At 74.4% G+C, this 19465-nt stretch carries 16 protein-coding genes; 8 read left to right on the top strand and 8 right to left on the bottom strand.

The features are described 5' to 3' along the window. Positions 1-212: 212 nt before the first annotated feature. On the top strand, positions 213-1313 hold the full coding sequence (locus ACFOWE_RS10735) for a GNAT family N-acetyltransferase (protein ID WP_377287075.1): 1101 nt from the start codon (positions 213-215) through the stop codon (positions 1311-1313). Continuing rightward, positions 1310-2230, top strand: a complete 921-nt coding sequence (locus ACFOWE_RS10730) for a polysaccharide deacetylase family protein (protein WP_377287074.1) — start codon at positions 1310-1312, stop codon at positions 2228-2230. Before ACFOWE_RS10735 ends, ACFOWE_RS10730 begins: the two co-directional genes overlap by 4 nt. Here the strand turns inward: ACFOWE_RS10730 and ACFOWE_RS10725 are convergent. Continuing rightward, positions 2193-3299, bottom strand: a complete 1107-nt coding sequence (locus ACFOWE_RS10725; RefSeq protein WP_377287073.1) for a hypothetical protein — start codon at positions 3297-3299, stop codon at positions 2193-2195. The genes ACFOWE_RS10730 and ACFOWE_RS10725 overlap by 38 nt on opposite strands. Before the next feature lie 93 nt (positions 3300-3392). On the opposite strand from ACFOWE_RS10725, the gene ACFOWE_RS10720 reads away from it, so the two are divergent. From ACFOWE_RS10720 to ACFOWE_RS10700, 5 genes are all read left to right on the top strand, one after another. After that, a complete protein-coding gene (locus ACFOWE_RS10720; RefSeq protein ID WP_377287072.1) occupies positions 3393-4346 on the top strand; it encodes a glycosyltransferase family 2 protein in 954 nt (317 codons plus the stop codon). Positions 4347-4352: 6 nt separating this feature from the next. Beyond that, positions 4353-5642, top strand: a complete 1290-nt coding sequence (locus ACFOWE_RS10715; RefSeq protein WP_377287071.1) for an O-antigen ligase family protein — start codon at positions 4353-4355, stop codon at positions 5640-5642. Continuing rightward, positions 5639-7159, top strand: a complete 1521-nt coding sequence (locus ACFOWE_RS10710; protein WP_377287070.1) for a lipopolysaccharide biosynthesis protein — start codon at positions 5639-5641, stop codon at positions 7157-7159. The genes ACFOWE_RS10715 and ACFOWE_RS10710 overlap by 4 nt, the downstream gene beginning before the upstream one ends. Before the next feature lie 137 nt (positions 7160-7296). Then, positions 7297-8196, top strand: coding sequence for a sulfotransferase domain-containing protein (locus ACFOWE_RS10705; RefSeq protein WP_377287069.1), 900 nt, complete (start codon positions 7297-7299; stop codon positions 8194-8196). 151 nt (positions 8197-8347) lie between these two features. After that, a complete protein-coding gene (locus ACFOWE_RS10700) occupies positions 8348-11215 on the top strand; it encodes a fibrinogen-like YCDxxxxGGGW domain-containing protein (protein ID WP_377287068.1) in 2868 nt (955 codons plus the stop codon). Here the strand turns inward: ACFOWE_RS10700 and ACFOWE_RS10695 are convergent. The 4 genes from ACFOWE_RS10695 to ACFOWE_RS10680 are packed head-to-tail and all read right to left on the bottom strand — an operon-like array spanning position 11175 to position 14987. After that, on the bottom strand, positions 11175-11756 hold the full coding sequence (locus tag ACFOWE_RS10695) for a glycosyltransferase (RefSeq protein ID WP_377287067.1): 582 nt from the start codon (positions 11754-11756) through the stop codon (positions 11175-11177). The genes ACFOWE_RS10700 and ACFOWE_RS10695 overlap by 41 nt on opposite strands. A gap of 1 nt (position 11757) precedes the next feature. After that, positions 11758-12207, bottom strand: a complete 450-nt coding sequence (gene pssD, locus ACFOWE_RS10690) for a PssD/Cps14F family polysaccharide biosynthesis glycosyltransferase (RefSeq protein WP_377287066.1) — start codon at positions 12205-12207, stop codon at positions 11758-11760. Then, positions 12204-13469 (bottom strand): hypothetical protein, encoded by a 1266-nt coding sequence (locus ACFOWE_RS10685; protein ID WP_377287065.1) that lies wholly within the window; start codon positions 13467-13469, stop codon positions 12204-12206. Before ACFOWE_RS10685 ends, pssD begins: the two co-directional genes overlap by 4 nt. Positions 13470-13529: 60 nt before the next feature. After that, on the bottom strand, positions 13530-14987 hold the full coding sequence (locus tag ACFOWE_RS10680) for a sugar transferase (RefSeq protein ID WP_377287132.1): 1458 nt from the start codon (positions 14985-14987) through the stop codon (positions 13530-13532). Between the two features lie 393 nt (positions 14988-15380). On the opposite strand from ACFOWE_RS10680, the gene ACFOWE_RS10675 reads away from it, so the two are divergent. Continuing rightward, positions 15381-16958, top strand: coding sequence for a CBM96 family carbohydrate-binding protein (locus tag ACFOWE_RS10675; protein WP_377287064.1), 1578 nt, complete (start codon positions 15381-15383; stop codon positions 16956-16958). A gap of 38 nt (positions 16959-16996) precedes the next feature. Here ACFOWE_RS10675 and ACFOWE_RS10670 read toward each other — a convergent pair whose 3' ends face one another. The 3 genes from ACFOWE_RS10670 to ACFOWE_RS10660 form a co-directional block, all read right to left on the bottom strand. Beyond that, on the bottom strand, positions 16997-17347 hold the full coding sequence (locus ACFOWE_RS10670) for a hypothetical protein (RefSeq protein WP_377287063.1): 351 nt from the start codon (positions 17345-17347) through the stop codon (positions 16997-16999). A gap of 105 nt (positions 17348-17452) precedes the next feature. Further along, positions 17453-18082 carry a GntR family transcriptional regulator gene (locus ACFOWE_RS10665; RefSeq protein WP_377287062.1) on the bottom strand — a complete coding sequence of 210 codons (630 nt, stop codon included), beginning with the start codon at positions 18080-18082 and terminating at the stop codon, positions 17453-17455. Positions 18083-18339: 257 nt separating this feature from the next. Next, positions 18340-19350, bottom strand: a complete 1011-nt coding sequence (locus ACFOWE_RS10660; protein WP_377287061.1) for a DMT family transporter — start codon at positions 19348-19350, stop codon at positions 18340-18342. Between the last annotated feature and the right edge of the window lie 115 nt (positions 19351-19465).

Genomic DNA, 19465 nt, shown 5'->3' with positions numbered 1-19465 from the left:
CACTCCTTGACTCCCCTGGCGCGACGCCGCACAGAGCATCACCCGTAATTCCGATTCCTTCCTGATTATGACCTTAAATGTCTTATGACCGTAATAGCGAGTCAGGTGGCCGGAGGACGCTCCGGCCGCCGCCGTCCTCCGCGGGGCCCGCGGAGGCCACCCACCGGGGCCCCGCGCGGGCCCCGCACAGCGACAGGTGAGGCTACGTGCGTGTGACCATCACGCGACCGGACGGGCTCGGCGCCGCCGAGCTCGCCCTGTGGCGTTCGTGGCAGACCCCGGGCAGCGGGCTGGACAGCCCGTTCCTGGCCCCGGACTTCGCCCTGGCGATCGACCGCGCCCGCAGGGACGTCCGCGTCGAGGTCGCCGTGTTCGAGGACGACTCGGGCCTCGCCGGCTTCCTGCCCTACGAGCGCCACGGGCGCGCGGTGGGCCGGGCCGTCGGCCTGGGGGTCTCCGACTGCCAGGGCGTGGTCCACCGGCCCGGCGCCCGCCCGCCGCTCCCGGCGGTGCTGGCCGCCGCCTCGCTGGCGGTCTGGGAGTTCGACCACCTGCTGGCGGCGCAGCTGCCCGCGCACGCGCCCGACGCCGCCCGCGCGGGCTCCCCCGTCATGGACCTGAGCCGGGGCTACGACCGCTACCGCGAGGGCCGCCGGGCGCTGACCAGGTCCGCGATCGGCGGCATCGAGCGCAAGGACCGCAAGCTCGGCCGGGAGCACGGCGCGCTCCGGCTGGAGTACGGCTGCCGCGACCCGGAGATGCTCCGGCTGATGATGCGCTGGAAGTCGGCGCACTACCGGCGGACCGGGGCCGCCGACCGGTTCGCCTGGCCCTGGGTGCGGCGGCTGGTCGAGGAGAGCTTCGCGACCTCCACCGGGGAGTACGGCGGGCTGCTCAGCACGCTGTACGCCGGGGACACCCCGGTGGCGGTGGAGTTCGGGCTGCGCTCCGGGACGGTCTACGAGCGCTGGTTCGGCGGCTACGACGCGGACGCCTTCGGCGCCTACTCCCCCGGCCTGGTCATGTTGCTCCGGTTCGCCCGGGCCGCGGCGGAGCACGGGATCCGCACCGTCGACCTGGGCAAGGGCGGCGAGCCGTACAAGGAGTTCTTCGCCGACGCCCACCTCCCGGTGGCGGAGGGGTGGATCTCCCGGCCCTGCGCCCGGGCGGCGCTGTACCGCGCCCGGCACGTGCCGCCCCGGATCATCCGGGACTACGTCAAGCGCCACCCGGACCTGCGCCGGCGGGCCAGGGAGACCCGGGACGCCGTCAACCGCGTCCGCCGATACGGATTCGGAGCACACCGGTCATGACATCCCACCTGACGATCCTCGGCTGGCACAACGTCGAGTCCACCTGGTGCTTCCCCGTCTCCGGCTCCGGCGTCGCCGGACTGGAGGGGCAGCTGCGGCGGCTGCGGAGGGTGGCCACCGTGGTCCCCCTGGAGCGGGCGCTCGACGCCCTGCGGGCGGGGGAACCGCTGCCCCCGCGGGCCGTCGCGCTCTGCTGGGACGACGGCTACCGCGACAACCTGGAGCTGGCCGTGCCCGTGCTGGAGAGGCTGGAGCTGCCCGCCACCTTCTTCCTCGTGCCCGGACTGCTCTCCGGCACCGAGCGCGCCTGGTGGGAGGTGGCGGGGTGGGCCTTCGCCCGCAGCGGCCGGGACGCCGTCGAGTGGCGCGGCGAGCGCTACCCGACGCGCGGCGCGGCGGGCCGGACGGCGTACGGCAGGGCCTCCGACCGGCTGCGGGTGATGACGGCGGCCGGGCGGGCGGTGGCGCTGGAGGAGCTGGTGGACGCGCTCGCCCCGGAGGGGACGCCCGGGGACGGGCGGCTCTTCCTCGACTGGGACGGCGCGCGGGAGCTGGTCCGGCGCGGCTTCTCGGTCGGCTCGCACACCATGCGGCACGTGACGCTGGCCCAGGAGACGCCCGAGGACCAGGTCGAGGACCTGCGCCGCTCCCGCGAGCTCCTCCAGCGGGAGCTGGACGTGCCGATCCGGACGGTGGCCTACCCGTTCGGCCAGGCCGACGCGGTGAGCCGGGAGACCGAGCACGCCGCGGAGCAGGCGGGATACGCCCACGGCCTCACCACCGAGTTCGGCTGGAACGGCCCGGCCACGCCCGCCGCCCACGGCCGCCGGATCATGCTGGACCCGGACCGGGGCTTCGTCGCGACCGGGCTGTCCCGGGTCACCGGCCGGCTGCGCCGCCTGCGCGGAGCCGGCTGAGCGCCCGCCGCCGGCCGCGCACCACGACGAGCGCCAGCACGCCTGCCGCCGCCGCCCCCGCCAGCCCGGCGACGGCGAACATCGGGCCGTCGCCGCCCGCGGGCGGGGCGGCGGACGGGGCCGGGCCCCGCTCTGAGGGCTCCGGCTCCGCGGCGACGGCGTCGGCCGGGAGCGGGACCCGCCACACCGGCTGCCCGACCCCCTCGGAGTTGACCAGCAGGGCGCGCCCGTCGGGGGTGAAGGCGACGCCCTCCCCCTGCCGCTGCAGCGGCAGGTCGATCTCGACGGGCCTGGCCCGCAGCGACCGCGCGACGTCCCCGCCCTTCACCCACCACAGGTACGCGGTGGTGGCGTCGCGGACCACCACCCGGTCGCCGTCCGGCGAGAAGGCCGCGCCGGACACCCCCAGGATCCCCAGGTCGGGCAGGGCCTGGCGCAGGACGTTGTCCGCACCCGCCCGCAGCGTGGCGGGGGCGCTCCACAGCCCGGCCCTCCGGCCCTCCTTCTCGGCCTTCTCCACCAGGAACACCCGGCCGGTGACCGGGTGCACGAGCAGGGCCTCGCTGTTGTGCGGGGCCCCGTCGGCGTAGACGAGGGGGAAGACCTCGACCCGCTCCTGGCCGAGGTCGACGCGGCCGGAGGCGGAGGCCCTGGGCTCGGCGACGCGGAGCAGGCGGTAGGAGGTCCGCTCCGGCAGGCCCGCGGCGGTCCGGACGGCGAAGGCGTCCCCGGTGTCGGCGATGTGCAGCCGCCCGGTCCCGTCCGCCGCCCGGGTCACGGCGATGTCCTCCCAGTCCTCGTTCAGCTCGGCCGCGGGCAGCGCCAGGACGGCCCGGGTCTTCCCGGTCCGGTCGACCACGTACACCTCCGCGGGCCGGCCGGCGTCGGGGACGGTGTAGTGGCGCTTGCCGTCCGCGCTCACCGCGAGCCCGCTGGCCTCGCTGATCGTCTTCCCGGCGACGTGGAAGAGCGGCTCGGGCGGCTGCGGGATCCGGGCGTGGGCCGCAGGAGGCGGGAGGACCGCGCACGCCAGCGCCAGGAGGGGGGCCAGCGCCGTACGCCTGGTCACCGGCGCACCACCTACTCACTCAGCTCGCGAGGACATGAAACGGTCATTTGCTATAGAACTGGCAAAATCAGTCTCAAACGACCCTAGCCTAGGGTGCAACACTGCACAGAAGGGGCGAAAACCCTGAACAGCTCCTCGGCCCCCGCGCCGTCCGTGACGGTGGTCGTGGCCACCCGCGACCGGCCGGAGCTCCTGCGCCGGGCGGTCACGGCCGTCCTCGGCCAGGACTACCCCGGCGAGATCCACGTGGCCGTCGTCTTCGACCAGTCGGAACCGGTCCGGCCCGACGTCGCGTGCCCCGCGGGCCGGAGCCTGGACGTCCTGGTCAACGAGCGCACCCCCGGGCTCGCCGGGGCCCGGAACACCGGGATCACCGCCGCCCTGACCGACTACGTCGCGTTCTGCGACGACGACGACGAGTGGCTGCCCGGCAAGCTCCGCGCGCAGGTCGAGCTCCTGGCCGCCGAGGGGGGCGTCGCCGCGGGGACCGGGATCGAGATCCGCTGCCGCGGCACGGTCAGCCCCCGCCCCGGGCCCGAGCGCCCGGTCACCCACCGCGACCTGCTCCGGGACCGCGTCTTCACGCTGAACGGCTCGAACCTGCTCGTCGACCGCGCGGTGCTGACCGAGGTCGTCGGCCTCGTCGACGAGGACCTGCCCGGCAGCTACGCCGAGGACTACGACCTGCTGCTGCGCCTGGCGAAGCTGGAGCCGATCCGCTGCGTGCGGCGGCCGCTGGTGGCCATCAACTGGCAGGGCTCCTTCTTCGCCCGCCGCTTCCCGATGATCGCCGACGCGCTCACCCACCTGCTGCGCAAACACCCCGAGTTCGCCACCGAGCCCGCGGGGCTGGCCAGGATCGAGGGGCAGGTCGCCTTCTACCGCGCGGCCGCCGGGCAGCACGGCGAGGCCGTGCGCTGGGCGCGGCGGTCGCTCCGGCACAACCCGCGCGAGCCCCGCGCCTATCTGGCCCTGCTGGTCGCGAGCCGGCTGATCAGCGGCCGGCGCGTCCTGGCCCTCCTCAACACGCGCGGCCGGGGGATCTGACCCGCCGTGGCGACCGTGACCCCGCACCGTCCCCGCAGCGCGGGCCGCGCGGCACGCGAGCTGCCGGTCTGGCCGCTCCGCGCCCTGTTCGTGTTCTACCCCCTGTGGTGGGTGCTCGGCCTGGCCCCGTTCGCGGGGGCGCTCTTCGCCCTCCCCATGGTGGCGGCGCTGGCACGGCGGGGCCGCGTGGCCGTGCCCCGGGGCTTCGGGCTCTGGCTGCTCTTCCTGCTCTCCGTGGCCGTCGCGGGCACCCAGCTCGACAGCGCGCCCCGACTGGCGGGCCTGCTCTTCCGGATGACGGCCTACGCCAGCGCCACGGTGGTCTTCGTCTACGTCTACAACTGCTCCTCCAGGAGGCTCCCCGTCGGCACCGCCGTCGGGTTCCTGGTCGCCTTCTGGATCTGGGTGGTCGCCGGGGGCTACCTGGGCGTGCTGTTCCCCGAGGGGTCGATCGTCACGCCCATGGAGAGGGTGATGCCGGGGGCGATCGCCTCCAACGAGCTCGTGCAGGAACTCGTCCACCCCAAGTTCGCCGAGGTGCAGCACCCCTGGGGGGCCGCCGAGCCGTTCGTGCGGCCCAGCGCCCCCTTCCCCTACACCAACGCCTGGGGCAGCCACTACGCGCTCCTGCTCCCGCTGGTCCTGCTGTTCATGCGGATCCAGGGCACGATCCGGCAGGGCGTGCTGCTGGGCCTGCTCGCCACCGCCTCCCTCGTCCCGGCCTTCGCCACCCTCAACCGAGGCATGCTGCTGGCGGTGGCCTTCGCCCTCTCCTACGCCGCGCTGCGCTACGCGGCCAGGGGGCACCTGGCGGGGCTGGTCGCCATGGTCGCCGCCGGGGCGGTCGGCGGGACGGTGGCCTACCTGACCGGGGTCGCCGACGGCATCACCTCGCGGACCTCGGTGAGCGGCTCCAACGACGACCGGGTGGGCATCTATCTGGAGGCGTTCCAGCGCACCCTGGACTCGCCGATCCTGGGCTACGGCGCCCCGCGCCCCTCGCTCACCATCGGCGTCTCGGTCGGCACCCAGGGCCAGTTCTGGAACGTCATGTTCTCCTACGGCTTCCCCGCGCTCCTGCTGTTCAGCCTCTTCCTGGCCGGCCTCGCCTGGCGGACCAGGAGGCTCCCGCTGGAGATGGTCTGGCTGCACGTCGTGCCCGTCATGGCGGTCTTCATGATGTTCTACTACGGGCTGGACGGCACCCAGCTCGTCGTCGTCTTCATGGCCGCCGCCCTCGGCCTGCGCCACCTGCGCGAGCTCCGGCACCAGGGGGCGCCGGAGGCCCGGCCGTGACCGCCCGGGACGGCGGCGACCGCGAGGAGCTGCGGAACTTCGCCAGGGGCGGCCTGGTCACCCTGGCCGGCTCCGTCGTCTCGGCGGCCGCCGGCTTCCTGATGACCGTCGTCGTCGCGCGGCTGCTCGGCCCCGCCGAGGCGGGCGTCTTCTTCATCGCGACGGCCCTGTTCATGATCCTGAGCGAGGTCACCGAGCTGGGCGCGGACACCGGGCTGGTGCGCTCGGCCGCCCGGCTGCGGGCGCTCGGCCGGACGGCGGACCTGCGCCGGGTGACCGTCGCGGCGCTCGCGCCGGTCCTGGCCGTGAGCGCGGTCGCGGCGGCGGTCCTGTACGCCTGCGCGCCCCGGCTCGCCGCCCTCTTCGCCGACCCGGCCCACCTCGACGAGGCCACCCTCTTCCTGAGGATCGCCGCGCCCTTCCTCGCCGTCTCGGCCGCCCGGATGGTCGTCCTGTCCGGCATGCGCGGGCTCGGCGACCTGACCGCCTACACGGCCGTCAACGTGGCCCTGCCCGCCGCCCGCCCGCTGCTCGCCGTGGCCGCGGCGGGGCTCGGCCTCGGCTCCGGGGCCGTGATGCTCGCCTGGTCGGCGCCGGTGGCGCTGACCTTCGCCGCGGCGGCCGTACTGCTCTGGCGGATGGTACGGCGGGCCGGGGGCGGGGACGGGACCGGGGGCGGGCGGGACCCGCGCGCGGTCCGGGAGTTCTGGCTCTTCTCCGGCGCGCGCGGCCTCGCCGCCACGCTCGAGATCCTGATCGTCTGGCTCGACGTGCTCATCGTCGGCGCGCTGGTCTCCGACCACGACGCCGGGATCTACGCCACCGCCAGCAGGTTCATCACGACCGGCACGCTCGTGCTGGCCGCCACCCGGATCGCGGTCGCGCCGCAGATCGCCGCCCTGCTGGCCCGGAAGGAGCACGGTGAGGCCGAGCGGCTGAACAGCATGGCGACGGGCTGGGTGATGATCGCCTCCTGGCCGCTCTACCTGGCACTGGCCTGCTTCGGCCCGTTCGTGCTCACCCTCTTCGGGGACGGGTTCGCCGGCGGGGCGGCGGCCCTGGCGATCCTCGCCGTGGCGATGCTGGCGGTGATGGCGGCGGGCAACGTGCAGACCGTGCTGCTCATGGGGGGCAAGAGCTCCTGGGCCCTGGCGAACAAGGCCGCCGCGCTCGCCGTCAACGTGGTGCTCAACCTGCTCCTCGTGCCGCGCCTGGGCATCGTCGGGGCCGCGCTCGCCTGGGCCGCCGCCGAGCTGGTCGACACCCTGGCCGCCGCGATCCAGGTCCGCCGCGGGCTCGGCCTCCGGCTGGGCGCGCGCGGGCTGGTCCTCCCCGCCCTGGCGGCCCTGCTCTGGTTCGGCGGCGGCGGCGTGGTGGCGCGCCTGCTCGCCGAGCCCACCGCGCCGGCCTTCGCCGCCTACCTGGTGGCCGCCTGCACCGGCTACGGCCTGGTGCTGTGGCGGGGACGCGCGGCCCTGCACCTGGATCTGCTCGTGGAGACCGTCCGGCGGCGCTGAGACGACTCCCGGAAGGCCCAGAACACCCGGAACGCCCGGAACACAGAGAACGCCAGCACACCCAGAACGCCGAGAACACCGAGAACGCCCAGAACGCACAGAACGCACAGAACGCCCAGCACAAGGAGACGACCGCCATGGCCCGCAGCCTGCTCGCCCAGGCGAAAGACCGTTCCCCCCGGTGGATGAAGGACGCCGTGAACGCCGCGACGCGCGCGTACGCCGTGCGCACCGCGGACCGGCGGCACCTGCCCGACTTCCTGATCATCGGCTCCAAGCGCGGGGGCACCACGTCCCTCTGGAACTACCTGGTCCGGCACCCGCTGGTCATGCCGATGTTCCCGGAGTCCAGGGAGATCAAGAGCCCCTGGTACTTCTACGTGAACTACGCCAGGGGTGACGCGTGGTACCGGTCGCACTTCGCCACCGAGCGGCGGCTGGACCGGCTGGAGCGGAGGTACGGCGTCCGCCCGCTGACCGGCGAGGCCTGCCCCTACTACATGTACTATCCGCCGGTCGCCGAACGGGTCCGGGAGCGCATGCCCGACGTGAAGGTCGTCATCTCGCTCCGGGACCCGGTCCGGCGCGCCTACTCCCACTACTGGGAGCGGGTGGACGCGGGAACGGAGACGCTGGGCTTCGAGGAGGCGCTGGCCGCCGAGCCGGAGCGGCTGCGCGGCGAGGCCGAGCGCATGGCCGCCGACCCGTACTACTACAGCCGGGCGCACGACTTCTTCTCCTACCGGGACCGGGGCGTCTATCTGCCTCAGGTGGAACGCTGGCTGCGGCTGTTCCCGAGGGAGAACATCCTGATCATCGCGGCCGAGGACCTCTACCGCGACGAGAGGGGGACCGTCGCCGAGGTGGTCCGTTTCCTCGGCCTTCCGCAATGGGAGCTCCCGGTCGCCGACCGGCACAACCACCTGCCCGCTCCCCCGATGAACCCGGGGACGGCGGCGGCGCTCGCGGATTTCTACCGGCCGCACAACGAGGGGCTTTTCCAACTCCTCGACCGGAAGTTCCCCTGGATTCCTTGATCATATTAACGGTCGTTTAACAAACCATGTTTCCGGTTTGACCGTTACGCCCAAACGCGAGTAGCTTCCGACCAGATTGGCTCGGAGGGCCCCATCCGTCACCGGCTTCTGCCCGGGCGACCACACCACACACGAGTCCCCGGAGGAGCACATGCCATCCTCGCGCCGTACCGCGACGGCCCCGCCCCTGGTGGCCCTGGCGGCCCTGGCCCTCCTGTTCGGCGGCGCCGCCGTCGCCGGCGCGCCGCAGGCGGCCGCGCGGACCGCTCCGGCGCCCGCGCCCGACGGCACCGGCTCCGACAGGGCCGCGCCGTCCTGCTGGGCGATCAAGCAGGCCCACCCGGGCAGCGCCGACGGCGTCTACTGGCTGCAGACGCCCAAGCTCGTCGCCCCGCAGCAGTTCTACTGCGACATGACGACCGACGGCGGCGGCTGGGTCCTCATCGGCCGGGGCCGCGAGGGCTGGACGTTCCACTACCCCGGCCAGCGCACCCCCGGCAACGTCCGCAACACCCCCTCGGGGACCGCCGCGTTCGCGCCCGCGGCCCTCGGCGGGGACACCGTCAACGCGCTGCTGAACGGCACCCGGGTGGACGCGCTCCCCGACGGGGTGCGGCTGCGCCGCGCGGCCGACGCGAGCGGCACCGCCTGGCAGGAGATGCGCTGGAAGTTCAAGGACCGCGGCGACTGGTCGTGGACCTTCGACGCCAACCCCCCGCACCCGCTCGCCTCCGTCGTCGTGGACGGCAGGACCTACTCCGGCGGCAACACCCGCGACTGGAACGACAACAGCGGCTCGCGCCGCGTCTTCACCTACGAGTGGAAGAACCACGGCTGGCAGAAGGGCTTCAGCTACGGAGCCGGCCAGAGCGGCGCCTCCACCTCCTCCACCAGCCACCTCTGGCAGGACGGCAGCGAGGGCAGCCCCATCCCGTTCACCCAGGTCTTCATCCGCCCGAAGATCACGAACGTCTCCTACGACGCCGTCCCCGACCCGGGCACCCGGGCCTCCACCGTCGTCCCGCTGGTCTCCAACCAGACCACCCCCCTGCCCTGGGGCGTGACCGGCGTGATGGGCACCGGCACCGGTGAGGAGTTCCTCGAGGTGCAGGCCCTGGAGGTGCTGGGCGACACCATCTACGTGGGCGGCAGGTTCAAGTACGTCCAGCAGGGCGCGACCGGGGTCAAGAAGGACCAGCCGTACCTGGCCGCCTTCGACGTCAGGAGCGGCGAGTGGCGCTCGTCGTTCCTGCCCAGGCTCGACGGCCAGGTCTGGGACATCCAGGCGCTGGGCGACAAGATCGTCGTCGCGGGCGAGTTCACCAGCGTCAACGGCGAGGCCGGCACCGTCGGCATGGCCGCCCTCGACCCGGCGACCGGCAGGGTCGTGCCCGGCTGGCGGACCACCTTCACCCGCGCGAGCAACCTCACCGTCAAGGTCAAGGCCCTCGACGTGCAGGGCGGCTGGCTCTACGCCGGCGGCGCGTTCAACCACGTCAGCGGCGGCAACCCGCTCTCCTCGAAGGTCTGGGCGGTCATGGCGGCCCGCGTGCGCGTCTCCGACGGGCGCCCCGACGAGACGTGGACGCCCCGCTTCGACCTGCCCGTGGTCGACGTGGACGCCAGCGAGAAGGGCGACCGCGTCTACTTCGGCGGTTACTTCGAGAAGGTCGGCGACAAGCCCGCCAACAGCTTCGCCGTGATCACGACCTCCGCCCCGGCCACCCTGGTCCCCGGCCTGGCCGACTGGAAGCCGAGCACCCCGACCGCCGACCGCGACTACCGCCAGTCGGTCCTCGAGTACGGCGACGGCGTCTGGATGGGCGGCTCCCAGCACGACTTCCAGCTCTACGACCGCGACGACCTGACCAGGGTCACCGGCCACATCATGAAGAAGGGCGGCGACATCCAGGCGTCCGTCGTCAAGGACGGCATCGTCTACGGCTCCTGCCACTGCCCGGAGTTCGTCTACAACGGCGCCGCCAGCTACGAGAACCCGACCGGCTGGTCGAACGCGCACCAGATCGTCTGGATCGGCGCCTGGGACGCCAGGACCGGCGAGTACCTGCCGAACTTCGCCCCGTCGATCAGGTCCCGGCTCGGTGACGGCCCCTGGGCCATGACCACCGACACGAACGGCTGCCTGTGGTTCGGCGGGGACATGAACCGCGGCTCCTGGAACAGCGCCACCGGCTCCTACCAGTGGCTGGGCGGCTTCGGCCGGCTCTGCTCCGGCGACGCCACGGCCCCGTCCGCCCCCTCCGGCCTCCGCCTGGCGGGGACCACCGGCGGCAACAAGCTCGCCTGGTCCGCCGCGTCCGACGACTCCGGCCAGGTCGGGTACGAGGTGTTCCGGAACGACCGGGTGATCGCCACCACGACCGGCACGTCCTACACCGACACCACCGCCTCGGGCGCCGTCAAGTACTGGGTCCGGGCCGTGGACGACGCCGGCAACCGCTCCGCGAGCACCGCCGCCCTCCCGGTGGCGGCCTCCGCCTCCACGGTGACCCTCCTGTCCAAGGGGGCGACCTGGAAGTGGCGCTACGACGGGACGGACCCGGGCGCGTCCTGGACCTCCCCGTCCTTCGACGACTCCTCCTGGTCCGCCGGTCCCGGCGAGCTCGGCTACGGCGACGGCGACGAGGCCACCCTGCTGCCCGCGGGCGCCACGCCCCGGCACGTGACCGCCTACTTCCGCACCACGCTGAAGGTCGCGGACCCGGCCGCCCACAAGGACCTGCTGATCGACCTCGTCCGCGACGACGGAGCCGTGGTCTACGTCAACGGCGCCGAGGTCGGCCGGGTCAACCTCCCCGGGGGCGCGATCACCCCCGGCACGACCGCGCTGACCGGCTACTCCACCAACGCCGAGGAGCGGACCCCCGTGCGCCTCACCGTGCCCGCGAGCGTCCTGGTGGCCGGTGCCAACACGATCGCGGTGGAGATGCACCAGTACGACCGGTGGAGCGCCGACCTCAGCTTCGCGATGACCGTCGCCGCGACCGCCGCGAACTGACGCCGCGGGGGCGGGCGACCAGTTCGCCGATGAGCTTGCCGAACAGGAGGGTCGTCGCCGCCGGGCCGGCCCCGCCGTCCGGGACCACGCGGTACCGGGCGGGGTCGGCGAGCGCGGCGTCGAGGTGGGCGGCGAGCTCCTCGGCCGAGCCGGCCAGGGCGATTCGGCCGCCGGCCGCCATCACCTCGGCGAAGCGGAGCTGGTGGTCGTCGACGTGCTCGCCCAGCCGGGCCGTGCGGGGGACCACGATGGGCAGCCGCCCGGCCGAGCGGGCCTCGGTGATCCCGCCGGGACCGCCCTGGCAGACGACGGCGGCCGCCTCCTCCATCAGGCTCCGCAGCTCGCCGTGGGGCAGCATCTCGTGGCACTCGGCGCCGCGCACCGCGCGCGAGGCGCCGTGCTGGACCACGCAGCGGACCGTGCCGCCCCGGTCCGCGAGCCACCGTCCGACCCAGTCGCCGAGCCGGTGGAAGGGGTGGTGGTCGGTGCCGGCCGTGACCAGCACCAGGGGACGGTCGTCCGTGCTCGTCCGCTCGCCCATCTCAGAGCACCTGCCCGACGACGACGCCCCGGGGATAGACCTCCTGCTGCTCGGGCCACTGCAGCAGGAACAGGTCGGACAACGGGTAGCAGAGCCTGCCGGTCAGGGTGCCCGAGTCGATGCGGTCGTAGACCTCCATGTACACCGTGCGGCAGCGGAAGAGCTTGGCGAGCAGGAAGAACGGGAACGCCACGCCCGCGCCGGTGCTGACGACGACGTCCGGCCGGAAGCGGGGCAGCAGCCGGACGGCGAGCCCGAGGTTGCGGATCAGGTTGGGGATGTTGCGGGTCGTCGGGTGGTAGGCCCAGCTGACGTCCTCGCCGTCGAGCAGCGAGAGCGCGTCGGCCTGCCTGAAGGTCACCCAGAGCCGCTCGTGCTCGCTCCACCAGCCGCGGAGCCGGTGCAGCTGGGTCAGGTGCCCGCCACCCGAGCACACGAAGAGCACTTTCATCCCGTTGTCTCCATCTCACGCAGGACCGGGAGCATCGCCTCGGGGAACACCCGGGAGTGCCAGCCCCCGCCCCCCTGTTCCAGGCGGCAGGTCCGCACGAACATCTCCAGCAGGTAGAGGGCCGCGACCAGCCCCCGGTCCCCGGCCCGCACGCCGACCGCGCCCAGCTCCTCCCGGGCCGCGGCGCGCACGGCCGCGACGCCGTCGGCCAGGGGCAGGTCGCGCATGGCCACGGCGACCTGGAAGCGCCAGTGGAGCAGGTCGAAGCCGACGGGCACCTCCGCGGTGCTGTGCTCCCAGTCCCAGATCCACAGGTCCCGGCCGTCCCAGCCGAGGTTCCACGGCGTCCAGTCGCCGTGCCAGCGGCCGAAGCGCAGCTCGGTGCGGCCGTGCGCGGCCTCGATCCGCCGCAGCGCGGCGAGGACCGCGGCGGGCGTCTCCCCCGCCATCCCTCCGGCCTCGGCCGCGAGCCCGCGCCAGTAGCCCGACCCGGCCAGCGGCAGGGTGCGGACGCCGGTGCTCTCGGCGATGCTCAGCGGGACGTGGGGGTCGAGCGGCCGGTCGGGGTCGGGGTGCCGCCGGATGCCGGGCGGCAGCGGGGCGGTGACCACGACCTCGCGGCCCTGCCACGAGCCGTGGTGCACGAGCTCCGGCAGGCGTGCCGGTACGGCGTGCCGTACCGCCGCCGTGGCCTGAGCCTCCCGGGTGACGAGCCGCCGGGTCGCCTCGTTCCAGCCGACCTTGGCGAAGCCCGCGGGCCGCCCGTCCGGGCGGAAGAGCTGCAGGATCGGCTTGAGGTTGGGGTCGGGCTCGCGCACGCTGATCCCCGCGGCCAGCCGTCCGCCCAGGATCTCCGAGAGGTGGGCGGTCAGCAGGTGGCCGGCGATCGCGGCGTCGGGCAGCTCCTCGGGGGCCGAGATCAGCAGGGTGCGCCGCATGAGGCGCTGCGCGAGACCGGCGCGCAGGCCCAGGCCGAGCAGGGCGCGGGCGGCCCGCGTCCGGGGCGGGCGCAACCCGTTGTACCGGCCGACCGAGGCCGCCGCGGACGCGCGGGTGACCAGCGGGGTGAGGAAGCGGGCGCGGGCCGGGCCGGGAACGATCGCGTAGCGTTCGACGACCCGGTGTCCGGAGGGGGCGCGGTCGAGGGTCGCGCGGATCACGGGGCGGCCGTCCGCCGGCCGCCACAGCTGGTCGACCAGTGCGCGCAGGGCCTCGGACGACTCGGCGGCCGGGTGCGGGCCGTCGTCGAGCGTCGTGAGCATCGGGGATCCGTTCGGTGGTGGTCGGTCGTGCGGGGAGGGCGCGGGAGGGGTCCGGGCGGCTCAGTAGGCCCCCGTCCCCCGGACCACCGCCGACCAGGTCTTCCAGAGGATCTGCAGGTCCAGGGCGAGGGACCAGTTCTCCACGTAGCGCAGGTCGAGCCGGACGGACTCCTCCCAGGACAGGTCGGAGCGCCCGCTCACCTGCCAGAGCCCGGTCATCCCCGGCTTGACGACCAGGCGCCGGTGGACGTCGGCGCCGTAGCGCGCGACCTCGGCCGGGAGCGGGGGCCGGGGACCCACCAGGGACATGTCGCCGGCGAGGACGTTGATGATCTGCGGGAGCTCGTCCAGGGAGTGGCGGCGCAGCCAGGCGCCGACCGGCGTGACCCGCGGGTCCTTCCTGAGCTTGAACAGGACGCCGTCGCCGTCGCTCGCGCCCAGGTCCGCCTGGAGGGACTCGGCGCCGACCACCATGGTCCTGAACTTCAGGAGCCGGAACTCGCGGCCGTCCTTGCCGACCCGGGTCTGGGTGAAGATCACCGGGCCGCCGCTCGTCACGCGGACGGCCAGGTGGATCCCGGCCAGGAGGGGGGCCAGGAGGAGCAGGACGAGGAGGGCGCCCGCCCTGTCGAAGGTGCTCTTGACGAGCTGCCGGGGCCCGGTCAGGTCCGGATGCTGCACGTGCAGCAGGGGGAGGCCGGCCACCGGGCGCACGGTCGTGCGGGGGCCCGCCACCTCCATCAGCGCGGCGGCGACGTAGAGGTCCGTGTCGGTCTCGGCGAGCCGCCAGCTCATCCTGCGCAGCGCCACGCCGTCGAGCTCGGGGCAGGCGAGCACCGCGACGGCGTCGCCCCCGACCTCGGCCGCCACCCGCGCGACGGCGGTGAAGTCGCCCCGCACCGGGACGCCTCCCACGTCCGCGGGGAGCCCCGCGGGAGCCGGCGGCAGGCAGGCGGCCACGACCCGCATCCCGTGATAGCGCTCCCTGCGCAGCTGGGCGACCAGCTCCGCCACGGCCTCCCGGTGGCCGACGGCGACGACCCGGCGCAGCCCCTCGCCCCGTTCCCGGCGCCGGTGCAGCCGCTTGCGCCAGCCGTACCGGAAGCAGAAGGTGACGAAGGCCAGCAGCGGGAGGCCCGCCATCACGTAGCTGCGGGCGACCGGTGTCTGGGTGGCGTAGGCGACGATGGCGACCAGGGAGGCGAGGGCGGTCGCGGCCTGGAGCACCGCGCGGTACTCGTCGGGGCCGTCGCCGACGCGGTGCGTCCGGTAGCCGCCCGCGATCGAGACGGCGAGGGGCCAGAGCACGGTCAGCAGCGCGCCGAGCGCCAGCTCGGGCGGGTAGAGGCCGCCGTCCGCCGACCGCACGGCGACCAGTCCGGCGAAGACCAGCAGGCCGCAGGCGGCATCGCCCCAGGCGGCTCCGCGGACGTACCCCTTCTCCCAGCAGGCGCCCTCCCCCGCCGGGAACGCTCCTGCCACAGGCAGGCGGCCACCGGCGGCCGTCACCGCCCCCATGACCCCCGTACCCGTCTCGTAGCTCACAGCCGCCCCACTCACCGCAGAGATCAAACCAGGCAAAGCACCTAGATAACCTCATATACCCCAAAAGATCATAATGATCATGTAAGCAAATGTTAATCCATATAGTGGACACAGCATGACAATAACCCCATAGATCTCAAGAAAGATCTACCATCGCGTTACGCGGGAGAACGGACACACCCGGCGCCTCCGCCGGTCCGGCCTCCCGCCGCCCCCTGGCCACCGCCCCCTGGCCACCGCCCCCTGGCCACCGCCCCCTGGCCACCGTCCCCCGCCCGCCGTCCCGTCCACCCGCGGTTCCACCCGCCGTCCCGTCCGTCCGCCCTTCCACCCGCCGTCCGCCCTTCCACCCGCCGATGAGAAGAGATGCACGCAGCCTCCCGATCCGCCCTCGCCCTCCTCGCCGTCCTGGCCGCGGCGGGCGCTCTCGTCCTCACGCGGACCCCACCGGAGCCGGACCGCACGCCCGGACCGCCCACGGCGGGAACCCTGGTGACCAGGACCGTCGAGGACACCTACGTCACCGCGCTCGGCGGGACCGCCTCCCGGGGCGGGGAACCGCGGCTGCGGGCCGGATCCCCGCCCCGGGAGCACCAGGCCCTGGTGAAGTTCACCGTGGCCGGCGTGCCGGCCGGCGCCTGCCCGGTCGAGGCCCGCCTGCGGCTGTGGTCCCACACGGCCGCCGACGCCGCCACGGCCGCGCACACCGTGGACCCCGCGCGGTGGCGGGAGGGCACGGCCTGGCGCGACAGGCCGCCCCTGGGCGAGGCGCTGTCGTCCGCCGGCTCACTGCCCGGCGGCGGATGGGCCGTCTTCGACGTGTCCCGGGCGGTGACCGGCGACGGGACGTTCTCCTTCGCCGTCACCCACGCGGGCCCCGGCCCCGCGGACTTCGCGGCGCGGGAGGACCGCGGCACGGGCCGCCCCGCCGAACTGGAGGTGCGCTACGCGGCCGCGGGACCGGACGACCGGCTCGCCCCCGCCTGCGGCGGCGCGTGGTGGGGCCTGTACCGCTCGGGCAACGCCGACGTCACCCCCTACGAGACCGGCCGGCCGGGCGACCGTACGGAGCCCCGCCGCTTCGACGCCTTCCGGCGCTACTACAGCCTCTCGCAGATCACCGGGACGGCCCCGGAGCAGACTCTCCTCTGGCCCACCGCCCAGGACGCCGAACTGGCCCGCGACCGGGTCCTGTTCCTGCAGATCGACGGGCGCTGCTTCGGCCCGTGCCCGTCGAGCTTCAACGGGCACGCGCTGCCCGGCCCCGCCGTCTTCGACGATCCCGGGACGCCGCCGGACTTCACCGGCGAGTGGATCCGGCCCGGCGACGTCGCCGCGGGGCGCTTCGACCCGCTGCTGAACGCCGCCGCGGACCGGCTGAAGGCGTTCCCCGGGCGGATCGTGCTGGACCTCTCCAGCGAGATCGACACGCAGGTCGAGTGGATGACCGACCGCGGGCTGCGCGACTCCTGGACGGCCGGCTACCGGGACATGTGGCGGCACGTGCACGCCCTCTTCACCGCCAGAGGCGTCACCAACGTGCGGTGGAACTACGTCGTGGGCGGGTTCTCCGGCGACGACTCCGTCTACACCTCCTCCTACCCCGGCGACGCGTACGTCGACTGGATCTCCTGGGACCCCTACGACAGCCGGTGCTCGTACGGCTCGGCCCGCGCGGTCCTCAACCGGTTCTACGCCCGCCTGGAGGCCGGGCTCCTCGGCCCGGGGGCCCGGGGCAAGGCCTACGGCATCATGGAGTTCGGCTTCGGGAAGGCGTGCCAGGAGGCTTACTTCCGGGACCTCGCGGACGACCTCAAGCGCCTGCCGAAGATCCGCGCGGTCCTCTACTTCGACCGCCCCTCGGCGGAGTACGCGCTGACCCCGGCGGGCCGGCGCGGTTACGCGGACGCCGCCGCGGACCCCTACCTCGACCGGCGTCCCTGAACCAGAGCCCCTGAACCGGCGGGCCGGTCGGCGGGCTCTCAGTCGTATTCCAGATCCGGCAGGGCGGAGGGCGGCTCCGGGCTGCGCCACACGACCACGTAGGGGTCGCTGACGGCGTCCACCGCCGCCGTCAGCCGGTCGAGGTCGAAGTCCGGCAGGTAGCGCAGCCGGGCGAGGAAGGTGGCGTCCGTCGCGGACCTCGGCACCACGCAGCCCTGGCCCTCGTGGTCGAGCAGGATGTAGAGGACGTCCGCCCCGGTGTCGCCCGCGACCCGCACCTCGACGACGTCCTCCCACGCGAGGGCGTCGACGCTGCCGTCCGCGTAGTGGCGGGTCACGCCCTCTTCGGTGACGTACACGTAGGTGTCCGGCACTGAGTTGCCGTGCATGGCCGCGATTGTGACGACTTCAGGGGGCTCGGTGCAATAGAGCCGCGCGGGCCGGGCGATTCGCCCGCCGACCGCGCGGCCCGCGGGCCGCCCTCCCGGGGCGTCCTACGGCAGGTCCCCGCCCCAGCCGTGGTCGAGGTGGGCGGCCACCGCCCGCCGGGCGGCCTCCGCCGGACCCGCGCCGATCGCGTCGAGCAGCTCGCGGTGCTCGGCCACCAGGACGTCCCGGTCGGGGTAGGAGTCGCGCAACCGGACCAGGCCCAGCCGGGTCTCGGCCGCCAGCACCGTGTACAGCCGCTCCAGCCGCGGGCTGCCCACCGCGACCACCAGGGCCTGGTGCAGCGCCATGTGCTCGGCCACCACCTCGGACCAGGGGGCGTCCGGCGGCAGCGCGGCCATCCGCGCCAGCGCCTCGTCCGCCTCCGCCACCCGCCGCCCGGCCAGGGACACGGCCGTCAGGTCCTCCAGCGGGCGCCGCACGAACATCAGGTCGTCCAGGTCCGCCCCGGTCACCTCCACCACCTGGGCGCTCCGGTTGCGCTCCCGGCGGAGCAGGCCCTCGTGGACCAGGACCGCCAGCGTCTCGCGGACGGTCGGGCGGGCCACCCCGTAGGCGGCTGCGAGCTCCTGCTCGGGCAGGGCGGTGCCCGGCGGGATCTCCCCGGAGAGGATCCGGCGGCGCAGTTCCTCGGCGAGCGCGGTGACGGCGGAGACGGGACGGAGCGGGACGGTCACCGGGCCCTCCGGAGGATGCCCCGGCCTTCAGACCGGGGAGGAGTCCGGACCGCGAAACCCCGCGTTCTACTACGGTCTTCCCCGGTGGCGATAGCCAAGCCACCACCGGCACGACCGCCCCAGGGCATGGGGTGGCTGCGCGGGGAGGCTTCGGGGTTGCCCAGCCGGTGAACCGCGAACCTCAGCATGGTTCCCTCCTCGGGGATCAGGTTGGGATCCTCCGCTTTCAAACGGAGGAGGATGTCAAACCGGGAAGCCTATTGCCGGGGCTCGGAACCGGGGGTCCGGACGCCCGCCGGAGCCCCGCCCGCCCGGACGTCCTCGGCCGCCCGCCCCGCCGCCTCGGGCACGGCGACGACGACCAGCGCCGCCCCGAGCAGCAGCAGTCCGGCGGCCGAGACCGGGGTCAGCCGCTCGCCCAGGACCACGACCCCGAGCAGCGCGGCGACCGCGGGCTCGGCCAGGGCCAGGGTGGCGGCGGTCGCCACCGGGGTGGTGCGCAGGCCTCTGCCGTACAGGAAGTAGGCCAGGGCGGTGGTGGCGCAGCCGAGGTAGAGCGCGGCCAGCAGGCCGCGGGGCTCGGTGAGCCAGCCCGGCCCGGTCCAGAGCAGGACCGGGAGCATGACCACGGCCGCCCCGCCGAACATCACCCCCATGACGACGTCCGAGGAGGCCCCCGTCCCGATCACCCGGGCCGCGGCCACCGCGTAGAAGGCGTAGATCAGCCCGCCGAGGAGCGCGAGCAGGATCCCGTCCGGCCGCGCCTGCCCGCCTCCGCCGCCCAGTACGGCGCAGCCCGCCACGGCCGCCGCGGTCGCCGCCGCCCAGCGCCCGCTGGGGCGCACCCGGTCGAGGAGCCAGGAGAGCAGACCGGTGAAGACGGGCCCGCTGCCGATGGAGACCACGGTGCCGACGGCCACGCCGGTCCGGCTGATCGCGGCGAAGTAGCAGAGCTGGTAGGCGGCCACCCCCAGCGCGGCCGCCGCCAGGAGGCCCCGGCGGGACGGCGTCCGCACCGCGGCCCTCCCGGCGGCCCCGACGGCGGTCTCCGGGCCGGACGCCGCAGAGCTCTCCGGGCCGGACGCCGTTCCGGACGCCGCGGCGGACCCCGTGACGACCCGTGCGGCGGCGACGGCGCCGGCCAGCACCAGGCCGCCCACGACCAGGCGGGCGGCGGCGACGGAGATCGGGGCGACCCCGGCGACGAGCAGTCCGGCGGTCCCCGCGGTGCCCCAGAGCACGGCGGCGCCGAGAACGGCGAGCTTCATGGGCACATTGTCAGACAACCAGACAGTCGAAGTCCAATCAGAAGTGCCGTCGTTCACCGCGCCGGATCGGCGGCATGCGGAAGGCCCGGGAACCCGGGAAGAACGGGGAAGTGGC

Origin of the sequence: Planomonospora corallina (assembly GCF_042650625.1) — a bacterium.
Classification (GTDB): Bacteria; Actinomycetota; Actinomycetes; order Streptosporangiales; family Streptosporangiaceae; genus Planomonospora_B; species Planomonospora_B corallina.
This window is presented reverse-complemented; position numbering and strand designations above follow the sequence as displayed.